The organism is Psychrobacter cibarius, assembly GCA_030686115.1.
Classification (GTDB): Bacteria; Pseudomonadota; Gammaproteobacteria; order Pseudomonadales; family Moraxellaceae; genus Psychrobacter; species Psychrobacter cibarius_C.
This window is the reverse complement of sequence record CP131612.1, coordinates 3,410,984-3,425,040: the sequence shown is the minus strand read 5'-3', so window position 1 is coordinate 3,425,040 and position 14,057 is coordinate 3,410,984. Positions and strand designations below refer to the sequence as shown.

Here is a 14,057-nt window from a genome sequence, read left to right as displayed (position 1 = left end):
GAAAAATACTAACCCTATAATTTGAAATAATATTTGTGTTTTAGCAGTGTGATCTGTTGCGTAGCCTTAATATTTTCCGCAATTATTTCCGTTGGAAACCATATTGGAAGTTACGTTGATAAACTATACGAAGCCACATATTAAGTAGGGGCTAATCTAACACAAATACCCTGTGGATAAAACCTTGTTTTTTGGGGATAAGGTTGTGGATACTTTTGTGTATAACTTTGAAAGGTGAGTTATCCATATTTAACCCACAGGTTATCCACAGGTTTACCCATAGTACAATACATTGATAATAAAAAGGAAAAATTACTTAGGCACAGATAATTGAGCTCCCAATAACAACAATACTTATATATATTAATAGTTAATTACTATAGAGTTCGACACAAACTGTGGATAACTTTTGGGAATCCATCACTGAATTAATTAACTGAGTCGTTATTTTTTAGTTATGAATATAAACTTTACACACGATTAATCATTTAAAATGATATTTCCTTTGTCAAAATATCTGTCTGCATCGACATAGATTAAATTAGTTCATTGACCAAGATTCTATGCGGTGGTATAATCCTCCGTTATTACGAATTTAGTCCATTATTTTGATAGGTGAGTTATGAAACGTACATTCCAACCAAGCGTGATCAAGCGTAAACGTACTCACGGTTTCCGTGCTCGTATGGCAACTAAAAAAGGCCGTCAGGTCTTAGCTCGTCGCCGCGCTAAAGGACGTCATCGTCTTACTGTATAATCAGTAGATTGCGATAAGCATGGCTTATAGTGCTTGTTGTGTTTCTATTATTTATAGATTGCGATAGTCAATCACCACAACTGACACTTAGCCATATATTAAAAGCGCCCACATCGGCGCTTTTTTTGTCTCTGTACTTTGTTGTTATTTCTGCGCTATTATTTCCGCTACCGTTATTCGCTCTTATACTAGGTTGTACTATGTCCAATACTGTTTCAGCGGCAGCTAATGCCCGCTTCACCAAAGAGCAGCGCTTGCTCACGCCTGCAGCCTTCCGTGAGGTTTTTGATGCACCTGAGCGTAAGCTTCATCAGAGCCATCTAATGGCATTTGTGCGTACCAATGATCATGGTAAGCCGCGAGTCGGCATGGCTATTACCAAGCGTAAAGTTCCTACGGCTGTCGCGCGAAATTTAATCAAGCGTCAAATACGTGAGCATTTTCGTGTAAAGGCTCATTCTTTAGAAAACAAAGATATTGTTTTTATTATTAAAAAATCTATAAAAGATATAGATAATAAAGAATTGAAGAATCAAATAATTAACATTATTAAAAAAGTAGAAAAAAAATAAAATGAATTTTTTATTTATTAATTTAAATAATTTTTTTTATAAAGTTATTTATTTTTTTATTGTTTTTTATCAAAAATTAATAAGTCCACTATTACCTGCTCGTTGCCGCTATTACCCTACGTGCTCGAATTATGGTAAACAAGCTTTGGCATGGCATGGAGTCCGAGCAGGCAGTTGGTTATTATTAAAACGTATCAGCAGTTGTCATCCTTTGGGTGGACACGGCATTGATTTTGTGCCGCTACCGTTATCTTCTTATCATTATCAATATGTACCTTTTAACGCACTAGCTACTGGTGTCAAAGTTCAAGGTTTATATGTTTTTAGAGATAATAAAGGCTATGTGTCTCGCTTAAACCATATGATGAAACTAACCTAGCGTTCGTCATCGACTGCGAAGTTGTGGATATCTATTTAGTTACCCACAAGTTATCCACACTCTTGGTATCATTTAAGGCGGATTTTTAGTAAAATGATGCACATTTTATGTAAATGACTGGCAATACTGTTGTCACATACGATGATAATTGTACGGTCATGACACATGCCCTAATTTTTCATTCCCTAATTTTTTAATCTAGGAAAGGTTTATGCAAAAGATATTTCGGGTGATGATCATCATTGCGATGTTAATCACCGCTTATCTGCTGATTTTGGCATGGCGAGATGATTATGCCGATGCGCCAGCTGTAGATGCGGTGTCAGAAACCACTACTTCAGTAGGTGCTGATATCCCTTCGACAACTGGTGCCGCAGGTGATATTCCGGTACAGACGTTGCCTGTTGATAACAATACAGTCACTAATGATGCTGTGACGGCAACGCCTGCTAAAGACACAGGATTAATCACGGTCACTACCGATCGCTATGATATAAAGATCAACCCAGAAGGCGGCGATATTGTTTATGCTGCTCTTAAGCAGTATGACGCAACGCTCGATAGCGATAAGCCTTTCGTATTGCTAGAGAATAATAGTAATCGCGTGTATGTGGCTCAGTCTGGTCTTATTGGTCCTAACGGTATTGATACTGCAGAAGGTCGTGCCAAATACAACCATACTGCTAATAATTACGTCATGGAAGCAGGGCAACAGACGCTGTCAGTACCGCTTACTTATAAAAAAGATGGCGTGACCGTTACTAAGACCTTTACCTTTACTGAAAATAAATATCCGATTGATATTAGCTATCAAATACAAAATGCTTCTACACAACCGTGGCAAGGTCAGCTATTTGCCCAGTTGAAACGTGATGACAGTAAAGATCCAGGTATGTCTGATAAAGGTGCGCTTAGTATGGCGACTTATTTAGGCGGTGCTTGGGGTACCCCTGATGATCCATATAATAAGCTCAAATTTAAAGACTTTAATGATGGTGAGCTAGCTGTTAGTAGCGATAAAGGTTGGGTTGGTGTTGTGCAGCATTATTTTGTATCAGCATGGATACCTGAAAACTTTACCGCTACTTTCTTTAGCCGTGAAACAGGCGATGATTACTTCATCGGTTTCAACAGTCAACCTGTCAATGTCGCGCCAAATAAACAAGTGACATTAGATGCCACGTTATACGCTGGTCCTAAAGTACAATCTGAGCTAAAAGATGTGGCAGTAGGCCTTAATAAAACAGTCGATTATGGGTTGTTATGGCCAATATCGAAAATTTTATTTGCCATCTTGGACGGTATTCATAAAGTCATCGGTAACTGGGGTTGGTCAATCATTGTATTGACGATTTTAGTTAAAATTGCTCTGATGTGGTTCTCAAACAAGAGCTACTATTCGATGGCGAAGATGCGTGCGATTGCGCCAAGATTAGCCGCACTTAAAGAAGAGCATGGCGACGATCGCATGAAGATGTCGCAAGAAATGATGGCTATTTATAAAGAAGAAAAAGTCAATCCAATGGCAGGTTGTTTGCCTATTTTGATGCAAATGCCTATCTTCTTAGCGCTATATTGGGTGTTGGTTGAGAGTGTTGAGCTGCGTCATGCACCTTGGATTTTATGGATTCAAGATTTATCGGCGATGGATCCTTGGTTTATTTTACCATTGCTGATGGGTGCCTCGATGTTTGTACAGCAGCAGCTAAACCCGCAGCCAGCTGATCCGATGCAAGCGAAAGTGATGAAGTTTTTACCAATCATCTTTACTGCTTTCATGCTGTTTTTCCCAGCGGGTCTCGTACTATACTGGACAGTCAACAACTTGTTCAGTATGACTCAGCAATATATTGTCAATAAAAAAGTCGAAGAAGAGCAAAAGCGTCGTACTGTTAAAGTATTAGACTAAATAGCTCGTTAATTGATAAAAGACCATCGCTACGGCGGTGGTTTTTTTATGCGTGACATTTATATCACCTGCTACTTACCTGAAATAAAATAAGCGTAAAGTACGGCTATTTAAAGTTTGTTTTGTCAGGCTGTGTCCAGCCGTCTATAATGGAGTTTTTAGCTATTGAGAGTAATTGTGGATTCCCTAGAGATGGCGTCAACTGTATCTAATTCATCTGAATCACCTAAAGCATCTGGATTGGCCACGATTGCTGCTATTGCCACACCACTTGGGCGTGGTGGCGTTGGCGTTATACGTCTGTCGGGTGCGCGTGCTTACGAGATTGCCTGTACGCTAACGGGTAAATCTGCTTTTACGCCACGTATGGCCAGTTTTTGTCGTTTTTATCAGGCTGATGGTACAGTCATCGATGAAGGATTAGTGCTGTACTTTAAAGGCCCACATTCATTCACAGGGGAAGATGTGATAGAGCTACAAGGGCATGGTGGCATGATTCTGCAAAACCAACTGTTAGCACGAGTATTTGAGTTGGGCGCAAAACAAGCGAGTGCAGGGGAGTTCTCTTACCGTGCTTTTGATAATGATAAATTGGATTTGGTACAAGCAGAGGCCATCGCTGATGCTATTGATGCGACCAGTGCTGCTGCTGCTAGTAGTGCTATTCGCTCCCTGAGTGGTAAGTTTTCGCAAAAGATTAATCAGTTATTAGAGCAGCTTATTCATCTGCGCTTGCACGTAGAAGCTGCGATTGATTTCCCTGATGAAGAAGATGTAGATTTTTTATCTGACGGTGTTATACAAAGTAAACTTGAGCAAACGCAAGATAAGATACAGCAAGTATTGGCGACCGCCAAACAAGGTCAGCTTTTACGTGATGGTATCCATGTGGTGTTGGCAGGTAGACCAAATGCGGGTAAATCAAGCTTGCTGAACCGTCTGGCAGGGCAAGAGCGTGCTATCGTAACTGACGTTGCAGGTACGACGCGTGATACGCTGCAAGAGACAGTGGTGCTTAATGGTTTGACACTTCATCTTACTGATACGGCGGGTCTGCGTGACACAGAAGACACGGTAGAGCGTATTGGAATTGAGAGAGCACGTACGGCTATCAAGCAGGCTGATATGCTACTGATGGTCTACGACGTGACTCGTGATCTTGAAGAAGAAAGTACACCGCTACAACTCGCAGAACAATTATTTGGTGAGTTGCCAGAGGCTAAACGCTTATTAATTATTGCTAATAAAAGCGATTTATTAAAGGATAGTAGCAATCAAGAAATATCATCTACCTCGCAAATCGCAATAAAAGAACGTGGTTACGAACAAATTAATGTTTCATGTGAAACAGGCGATGGTATCGATAATTTGGTTGAAGCGTTGTGCGCTAAGGTTGGTTTTCATCCGCCAGAAAATAGCTTGATTGCTCGCACACGTCATATAGATGCCCTTAGGCGCACGGCCGACTCTTTAGCAGAGGCGCACGAACAGTTAACCGTCTTTCAAGCAGGAGAGTTGGTCGCTGAAAGCTTACGCCAAGCTCAGCAAAGTTTGGGCGAGATTACGGGAGCGTTTAGTGCGGATGACTTGTTGGGCAAGATTTTCGGTAGTTTTTGTATTGGAAAATGATCAGCAGGCATTATTTTCTTAAGTTGCTTGATACAAATCGACAATTCTCAAAAAATTTGGTCTTATAAAAAGTTAGGTTTCATAAGTAGTGACTGTGACTTTTGCGCTTAACATTAACATAAGGAAATACTATGCACTGCCCCTATTGTAACGCATCAGACACTAAGGTTATTGATTCGCGTCTGGCGGCAGAAGGCGCGCAGGTTCGTCGCCGTCGCTCATGTAATAGTTGCCAAGAGCGTTTCACCACTTTTGAGATGGTAGAAGTAGTCATGCCAAGAATTATCAAATCAAGCGGTAAAATTGAGCCTTATGATAATGAAAAACTGCGTCGTTCTATCTTATTACCTTTACAAAAGCGCCCTATCACCATTGATGAGCAAGAGGCAATGATTAGCCGTATTGAAAAGCGTGTCAGACAGATGGGTGAGCGTGAGATCAGTAGTAAAGTCTTGGGTGAAATTATTATGAGTGAGCTAAAAACATTAGATGATGTCGCGTATGTTCGCTTTGCCAGTGTTTACCGCGACTTTCAAGATATTGATGCTTTCCATCAAGAGATTGCCAATATCCGTCCAAACGATAAGTAAATTAATTCAACTAAGTGTTTACTATTTTTTAGTCTAAAACGCTTGTTTTCTTAGATATAATTTTCTGTAATCATTAATGAAGTCTACTTTTATGCCAGTCTCAAACCATACTCAGAATGCGCAAGACCGCTACTTTATGATGCTTGCTATCGAACAAGCCAAACAAGGATTATATACCACCAGACCTAATCCAGCGGTAGGCTGTGTCATTGTGCAGGTGGAGGAGATTGTTGGTCAAGGGTTTCACCCCAAAGCTGGTCAGCCGCATGCGGAAGTGTTTGCGCTCAAAGAAGCGGGTGAGAAGGCTATAGGGGCAACTGCTTATGTGACTTTAGAGCCTTGTAGTCATACGGGGCGTACGCCGCCTTGTGCCTTGGGGCTTATTAACGCTGGTGTGAAACGCGTTGTGATTGCAGGGCTTGACCCTAATCCTCAGGTTGCGGGACGCGGTGTAAAACTGTTAGAGCAGGCTGGGATTCAAGTGACAGTCGGTATATTAACCGAGCAAGCAGAAGCTTTAAATCGTGGGTTCTTAAAAGCAATGCGCACCCAGATGCCTTATGTACGGCTTAAAATTGCCACTAGCCTTGATGGTCGTACTGCGATGGCATCTGGTGAGTCGAAATGGATTACCTCAGCAGCAGCCCGCGAAGATGTACAGAAGCTACGTGCACAAAGTGGCGCGATTATCACTGGGAGTGAAACCGTTATCGCTGATAATCCACAGCTTAATATACGTTCCAATCAATTGGGTGTGGCACCTGAGCAAGTTCCTGCTCCCAAGGTTATCGTACTCGATAGGCGTCAGCGCTTAGAACACAGTCTACAGTCTGATTATCAGCTATGCCGTCGACCAGATACAAGTTATTGGCGCGAAGATAACTTGACTGCGTTACTAAAAAAATTAGTCAGTGATCATCAGTGTTATGACGTGTTGGTAGAGGCCGGTGCTAGTATTGCTGGTAGTTTCCTAAGCCAACAATTGGTAGATGAGTTGATTGTCTATCAGGCGCCTTGTTTGTTAGGCGCGCAAGCAAGACCGATGGTCGATTTTAACCCATTGTCTCTAGCTCAGCAGTTGCGTTTTAATATTTATAACCATGAAACATTAAGTCCTGATCTTAAATTGACTTTATTACCGCTATAACTGGTTATTTATAAACAGCTTATCTAAAGTTTGTGCTAAATTTTTGCTCAATGTGGATAAGCAGCCTGTGTTATACAAGGTTCCACATGAAACTGTGTATAACTTTGTTTCACATGAAACAGAAAAATAGGTCTTTTATAAAAAAATTATATTAATCTAATGTAATCAGTAACTTAGGTTTTACTATTAATCTTTCTTGATATTAGCCAACATCTTGTTTTCTGTGGATAACTTAACGGAAATGCGTGTTTTAATACGTTATGAGTTGATTTGTCAGTACTTATCCACAATCTATTCCATCATAGGCTCAATTAAGCTCAAGTTGCACTGAAAAAACTGGCTTAGACAAATGCTAGCACAATATTAATAGATCAAAATATATTGTCTATAAAGACAACATCATAATGAAATGAGGTCGATATGTTTACTGGAATTATAGAGAGTGTTGGAAAGGTTAAGTCCATGCAGCCTACGGGCGGTGATATACGTTTGACGATAGAGTCTGATGATTTGGACTTTAGTGATGTGAAGCTAGGAGATTCTATTGCCTCCAATGGTATCTGCTTAACCGTCGTAGACCTAGGTAGTAATCATTACTCAGTCGATGTCTCACGTGAAACTATCGCTCGTACCGCATTAGAAACTTTAAAAGCTGGTCACACAGTGAATTTAGAGAAAGCGATGCTACCAACCACACGTTTTGGTGGTCATATCGTCGCGGGTCACGTCGATGGCGTCGGCGTGGTCAGTAAGCTGCAACAAGATGCGCGCTCTATCTATATCGAGATTGAGATACCACAAGAGCTGGCGCACTATACAGCGACCAAAGGCTCCATCACGGTTGATGGTATTAGTCTGACGACCAACCTTGTACGAGACAATATTGTCTCTTTAAATATCATTCCACATACCGCACAAGTGACCAATATCGCTAAGCATTGGCTGGTTGGAAATAAAGTCAATATCGAAGTGGATATCGTCGCGCGCTATTTAGAACGTTTGTTAAATAAGTCGCAAACCAGTGGTATGAATACGCCAAGTCCGCAAAGCCAAATTACAGAAGCATTTTTAGCAGATAATGGTTTTATGAAATAGCTGATTTATGAAGTAATTGGTTTATAAAGTAATGGTTTAAACCTAAAAAGTCAGTTTTACAGATTGTCATGATTTTATGAAGCTCTGTAAAACCGACTCTAATTCTTTTTTATTGATCGGCTTTGCTAAAAATTCATCCATTCCTACTTCTATACAAGCGTCGCGATCTTCTTTGGTGTTGTTTGCAGTCAGCGCCACAATCGCAATTTTATCGCCTTGCGCACGAATCGCTTGGGTAGCCTGTAGCCCATCCATGACAGGCATGCGACAGTCCATCAAAATGAGTGAGATATCTTGACGCTGTTGTTGTAGCATATCTAACGCTTTCTGACCATCTTCTGCGACCACACTACGATAACCAAGTTTACTCAATATCTTGCATGTTATTTTCTGATTGGTTGGACTGTCTTCTACTACCAAGATAAGTGGCAATACATTCTCGTTGGCAGCTTTATCTGCTTCGTTTGCTAGCTGCTTATTCTCTTCTTTTATCTCTATGGCTTGAACCAGCTTCTGTCTCGCTGCTAAGGTTAAGCGCAGTAATTCAGAGAGCAATAAAGTCGCATCTAATGGTTTGCTCAAGAATCCTTCATATTTATCTAATAATATAGAGGGAATACGGCGCTCAGGTTTCATACTAAGTAGTATTTTTGGTAGTGACGGATTATCGAGTAGGGTATTTAATGCTTGTTGTCTATCATCATTCCCTATTGCCTGATTAGCGGAAGCAATAGACAGGCTTTCATAATATTCGTAATCTAATAGCAAGATAGGGGCGAGTCTTTGCTCGTCTTGCGCCAGTTTTGCGTTTAATTGTTGTAGATCTAATTTATCTATAGAAGTATAGATAGTAGCTGACATCGATAAATATGCGCAAAAATCGCGCAGATGTTTGGCACGTAGTGGTTGTTTAATCACTGCTATTAGATGGATATGAGTCAAATGCTGACTATGATGATAAATAGGCTGATAATTTGGACGTCTGCAAGGCAGATAAAGATTCAGACTGCTGCCTTCAGTCATCGTGCTTTTTATTTCAATAAAACCACCCAATAATCGCGCAAAACTATTGACGTTATTTAACCCTAGGCCTTGCCCAGTCATGTTATTTTGCATGTAATTAACGTTTCGATGGGTGTTTTGATTGCTGCTTTTATTAAGCTGAACCAACAGTTGATGTTGCTTCGCTATATCGATGCCCATACCGCTGTCTTTTATGCTAAAACGAATCCAGTCGTGTGAGGCATGATTGGGATTGTCTTTATTGATTTGACTATTTTTAATCAGTGTAAGGTCTTTATTAAGATTTACTAAGCTTCGGTTTTTTGTTGCTAATAGCTCTGCATTACTGACCGTTTCGATGGTCAGTGATACATAGCCAGAAGTGGTAAATTTCACTGCGTTATCTAATAAGTCGTACAAGATTTGCTGTAGGCGCTGATGGTCTGTATCAATACAACGCGGACTGTCAGGTGTAAAAAAATACAGCAGCTCAAGTCCTTGCTGCCTTATCCTTTCTATAAATGACTGACTGACCTGTTGCCCCAGTCTATAAATATCGACAGGCTCAATACTTAGGCGGGTTTTTCTTACCGCTATCTCCTCGATGTCTAGCACATCATTAAGTGTCGTTAGCATACTCTGACTGCTTTTAATTAAGGATATTAAAATGTCATTCTGCGCAGCAGTTAATGTCTCAGGATCAATCGGTTCTAGCGTGTCAATCATTGCTTCTAACGGCAGGCGCAAATTATGACCCATCGTCGATTTAATCGTATTAAATTCATCAATTTGGCGTTGTAGCCGTTGATTTTGTTGCTGTAATTGCCCTATTTGACTGGCAAATTCATTAACATTATTCAGCAGTACGGTAAAGCCGTGAACCTGACCATGTTCACCAAACCATGGCGTAACGTGCAATTGGTAAGTCTGTCCATTTTCTAACCCATAGACTGTTAAGGTACGAGTGACGCGTAGGTTGGCTAATGTTTGAAGTAATCGTTGCGTGGATTCATCTTTACCCGCGATAAAATCCGTCAGTTCATAGTTGCTAGCGCTTTGCGGTAAAGACATGAATATTTGTTCAAAGCGTTTATTGAAAAAGCTGATTTGACCATGACGCATGATCATTAGCATCGGTAAAGGGGATTGATCAACCAAACGTTCAAGACGATGTGTTAGGGTTTTAATGCGGCGATAGTCATTATGCAACTGGTAGCTGACACGGCTCAGCGCATGGCCTAAACGCAGAAACTCAGTCGTAGATTTTTTTTGCAAAAAAGGCGGCGGACTATAGGCTTCTTTTGCGTGGCTACTTAGATTGTCCGTATAAATCAGCAGCTGTTCCCAATTGGTGCGACGATTGAGCATATACAGCAAAGCGATAATAAAAAGTATGATCGCTGCCATCAATGGCAACCAGTAGCGATAAGATATCCAGTCAATGATAAGCGGCTTATGGCGCAATATAATATAAAGCTGATGACCACTTTTGAGTTTAATGGTGCCGGTTAAGTTGCGATTATTAAGCGTGTAAGCACTATGACTGCCGTTATTAGAAGGGGATGAGCTAATGATAGGAAACGTAACGTTAGCAAAAGCAGGCTCATTGGGCTGAGTATGGCGATGGATATAAGTCTGCCCAGATGGCATCATAAAAACCAGCTGATAGCTTATGTCTTCGAATACGGGTTTTTCTAAAATCCTTTTAATGTCAGGGTTTAGAAGATCATCACGTTCAGTGACTTCATACTGCAATGTTTGGAAAGTATCGATACTGTGTTGTTCACTGTGTTTTTTTATCTCGTGAAACAGCGCAAAATAATAGATAGACAACATGACCAGCAAGGTCAGTGCATAAAATATGAGTAAGCGCTGTAAGGACTGAAACTGTTGCATGAAAGCGTGGTCCTATATCGACACAAGAAACATAGTGAGTAAGTCATCAGTTTGGCACAGTAGCTGGTTTATTCAAGCCGTTTTATCTTTTACGGTTGTACAGCTATTATCTAGAAAAAAATGGTGAATGGCAGTGGAATATCGCTCAATCACGCATTGTTTTGTAAATAAACTCATCAATAAGAGCGCCCTGCTTGCTTTCTATTATAAAGACAAACCGTATCATTGGTAACGCTCGATTACCGTTATTACAACCATGGCACAACATCGCAAACTCACCTATAATGAGTCAACCAACCCTATATAATGCCTATTTATGACTACAATTGCTTCTGCCTCCGATTTATCCATGCCATCTACGATGAAAGATTGCTCTAGTAAGCGCTTAAGAGTTGCTTTTGCTGGCACTCCTGAGTTTGCAGCCGTTAGTCTAGAGGCGCTTATCAGCCAGCAAGAAGCGTTGAATATAGACATCGTCGCTGTATATACGCAACCTGATCGCAAGGCAGGACGGGGTCAAAAATTATCAGCCTCTGCAGTAAAGCAAGTCGCATTGGCGCATGATATTGCCGTTGAGCAGCCTCTCACCTTTAAAAAATCTAGTAGTGAAGGGTTGATTGCACGTGAGACTCTGCGTAGTTATCAGCCAGATGTGATGATTGTCGCGGCTTATGGCTTGATATTGCCGATTGGTGTATTGACCACACCGACTTATGGTTGCCTCAATATTCATGCGTCCTTATTACCACGCTGGCGCGGTGCAGCACCTATTCACCGCGCGCTATTGGCGGGTGATAGCGAGACGGGCATTACCATTATGCAGATGGATAAAGGGCTTGATACTGGCGACATGCTTTATAAAGTCAGTGCTCCTATTGAGGCTGATGATACGGCTGCTAGCCTCCATGATAAAATGGCTGAGCTTGGTGCGACGGCCATTATTACCGTGCTAAAGGACTTGCCACATTATCAAGCACAAGCAATCGCTCAAGATGACAGTCAAGCCAATTACGCTGAAAAACTGGTCAAAACCGAAGGCGAAATCAACTGGACACAATCCGCTACTGAAATTGAGCGACAAATTCGTGGACTGACGCCATGGCCAGGTTCATATACTTTTTTGGCAGGGCAGCGTGTCAAGATTTTAGCCAGCTTACCTGTGAATCCGTCGCAGCAAACCAATCAGCCTGCTGGTACGGTCATCAGCGTTGGACGCAAAGCGATATTGGTAGCTTGTGGTCATGATAGTAATATTGATAATGGTCTCGAAAAACCGCAAGCCAGTACTTTAGCCATTACCGAATTACAGTTTGCTGGTGGTAAACCGATGACAGCCGAGCAAATCTGCCATGGCAACCAATTAAATGATGGCGATCAATTCACAGCAGACTCAAAATAATTGCTCCTAAATCAGTTTAATACAGCTTAACCTTATTTATTTTTATATTCGTTATTTAATACCAAACACTCCAACTTTTATCAGACGCTAATTATTAGACGTCAAGGAAATTCAATTTAATGAGAAGCACTGCGCCAAGAAACAATAAGCTCAAACCGTCAAGTAACCTTATCATGAATGGTAGCGTCCGCGTCCGCGTGATTCGCACTTTACTGGCTATTCAAAATGGTCAGTCGCTAGCGAGCGTCCTTGATCCGCTATTAAACAGTTTGCATGACGGTGATAAAGGTTTTGCTCATGCGTTATTGTTAACGACGTTGCGCCAATGGTATGCCCTTGAACGCCTACTCGATAGTCTGGCTGATAACTCGATTGATGAAAAAGAAGTACGTACGACGATCCAAGTGGGTTTAACGCAGTTACTTTATTTACAAGTGGCTGATCATGCGGCGATTCATGAAACAGTTGAAGCAGCAAAAGAAATCGAATTTGCGCACGCGACGGGTTTAATCAATGCCATCTTGCGTAAAGTGGCTAAGAACCCAAGTAAATTCCGTAAGAAGTGTGATAAAAAACACAGCTTACCGAATTGGCTTGCCTATCAGCTTAAGCAAGATTGGAGTGAGCAGTATGACGATCTAATGCAGGGTTTACGTCAACCTGCACCGATGTTTTTACGCGTGAATACAGCGGTTACCTCGGTAGAGGATTATCAGCAAGCCTTGGTGGAATTTGAAGTTGAAGCAGATTTGGTTGAGCTAACGAGTGGTTTTAATTTACCCAGCTCATCGGATACAGCCACATCTAATAGCGTATTAACCAAAGGATTAAGATTACATCAAAGCACTGCAGTTAATGCCTTGCCGCAATTCGCTGAAGGTGCGGCTAGTGTACAAGATATGCATGCTCAGCTTGCCGCGCCGCTTATTCATAACGCTTTAATTAATAAGCTGAGTGTTAAAAACGACGATGCAGACGGCGATATAGACACCAATAACAACGAGATCCGCATTTTAGATGCTTGTGCAGCGCCGGGTGGTAAGCTTGCTCATTGGTTAGAATTAATCAGCTCAAATGAGTCTTCGTTGTTTCACGTGAAACAAGACGATGCTGAAACGTCGCCTGTGATTTCGAAAGTTAAGATTACTGCGATAGATAATGAGGCGCCACGTATCGAGCGTATTCATACTAATTTACAGCGCTTAAACTTAAGTCAGCACGACTTGCAGCAAGCTGAGAAAAATATTGAGCTCAATATTGTCTGTGCTGATGCAACGACATGGCAAGGCGCTGGTAAGAAAAAGAGCAAACTCGTATTTGACGCTATATTATTAGATTCACCTTGTACGGCGACTGGCGTAATCCGCCGTCATCCTGACATCAGTATTTTGCGTACTGAAGAAGACGTTGAGCAAACGGCACTCTTACAAGCGGATATCTTGCACAATCTATGGCCACAACTTAAAGTTGGCGGTTATCTGTTGTATGTCACTTGCTCTATCCTAAAGCAAGAGAACGTCGAGCAGATGCAAGATTTTATGACTTATTATAATAATGTAGTAGCTGTTGAATTTAGCGACGATTGTAATTGGGGTATTGAACAGGCGATTGGTCGTCAGTGCTTACCAATAGATAGTGCGAGTGGCGATGGCTTCTATTATGCGTTGTTGATGAAGAGTTAA

General features: G+C 41.3%; 11 protein-coding genes. 10 read left to right on the top strand and 1 reads right to left on the bottom strand.

What is annotated here, in order from left to right; translation table 11 throughout:
* The first annotated feature begins 622 nt into the window (after window positions 1-622).
* The 8 genes from rpmH to Q6344_14545 all read left to right on the top strand — a co-directional run bounded on the left by rpmH (window position 623) and on the right by Q6344_14545 (window position 8,078).
* Window positions 623-757, top strand: a complete 135-nt coding sequence (gene rpmH, locus Q6344_14580; protein ID WLG13777.1) for a 50S ribosomal protein L34 — start codon at window positions 623-625, stop codon at window positions 755-757.
* Between the two features lie 200 nt (window positions 758-957).
* A complete protein-coding gene (gene rnpA / locus Q6344_14575; protein ID WLG13776.1) occupies window positions 958-1,329 on the top strand; it encodes a ribonuclease P protein component in 372 nt (123 codons plus the stop codon).
* A gap of 1 nt (window position 1,330) precedes the next feature.
* A complete protein-coding gene (yidD, locus tag Q6344_14570; protein ID WLG13775.1) occupies window positions 1,331-1,708 on the top strand; it encodes a membrane protein insertion efficiency factor YidD in 378 nt (125 codons plus the stop codon).
* A gap of 211 nt (window positions 1,709-1,919) precedes the next feature.
* On the top strand, window positions 1,920-3,617 hold the full coding sequence (gene yidC, locus Q6344_14565) for a membrane protein insertase YidC (GenBank protein ID WLG13774.1): 1,698 nt from the start codon (window positions 1,920-1,922) through the stop codon (window positions 3,615-3,617).
* A gap of 192 nt (window positions 3,618-3,809) precedes the next feature.
* Window positions 3,810-5,246, top strand: coding sequence for a tRNA uridine-5-carboxymethylaminomethyl(34) synthesis GTPase MnmE (mnmE, locus tag Q6344_14560; protein ID WLG13773.1), 1,437 nt, complete (start codon window positions 3,810-3,812; stop codon window positions 5,244-5,246).
* A 131-nt stretch (window positions 5,247-5,377) separates the two neighbouring features.
* The gene (gene nrdR / locus Q6344_14555; GenBank protein WLG13772.1) at window positions 5,378-5,836 is read left to right on the top strand and encodes a transcriptional regulator NrdR; all 459 of its coding nucleotides are present in this window, start codon (window positions 5,378-5,380) and stop codon (window positions 5,834-5,836) included.
* A 91-nt stretch (window positions 5,837-5,927) separates the two neighbouring features.
* Window positions 5,928-6,983 carry a bifunctional diaminohydroxyphosphoribosylaminopyrimidine deaminase/5-amino-6-(5-phosphoribosylamino)uracil reductase RibD gene (gene ribD, locus Q6344_14550; protein ID WLG13771.1) on the top strand — a complete coding sequence of 352 codons (1,056 nt, stop codon included), beginning with the start codon at window positions 5,928-5,930 and terminating at the stop codon, window positions 6,981-6,983.
* Window positions 6,984-7,403: 420 nt separating this feature from the next.
* On the top strand, window positions 7,404-8,078 hold the full coding sequence (locus tag Q6344_14545) for a riboflavin synthase (GenBank protein WLG13770.1): 675 nt from the start codon (window positions 7,404-7,406) through the stop codon (window positions 8,076-8,078).
* A 66-nt stretch (window positions 8,079-8,144) separates the two neighbouring features.
* On the opposite strand, the gene Q6344_14540 is transcribed toward Q6344_14545, so the two are convergent.
* Entirely contained in the window at window positions 8,145-10,976 is a 2,832-nt protein-coding gene (locus tag Q6344_14540) for a response regulator (GenBank protein ID WLG13769.1), read from the bottom strand.
* Between the two features lie 316 nt (window positions 10,977-11,292).
* Here Q6344_14540 and fmt point away from each other — a divergent pair, with 316 nt between their 5' ends.
* Both fmt and Q6344_14530 read left to right on the top strand, forming a co-directional pair.
* The gene (gene fmt, locus Q6344_14535; protein ID WLG13768.1) at window positions 11,293-12,375 is read left to right on the top strand and encodes a methionyl-tRNA formyltransferase; all 1,083 of its coding nucleotides are present in this window, start codon (window positions 11,293-11,295) and stop codon (window positions 12,373-12,375) included.
* Between the two features lie 119 nt (window positions 12,376-12,494).
* Window positions 12,495-14,057, top strand: coding sequence for a transcription antitermination factor NusB (locus tag Q6344_14530; protein WLG13767.1), 1,563 nt, complete (start codon window positions 12,495-12,497; stop codon window positions 14,055-14,057).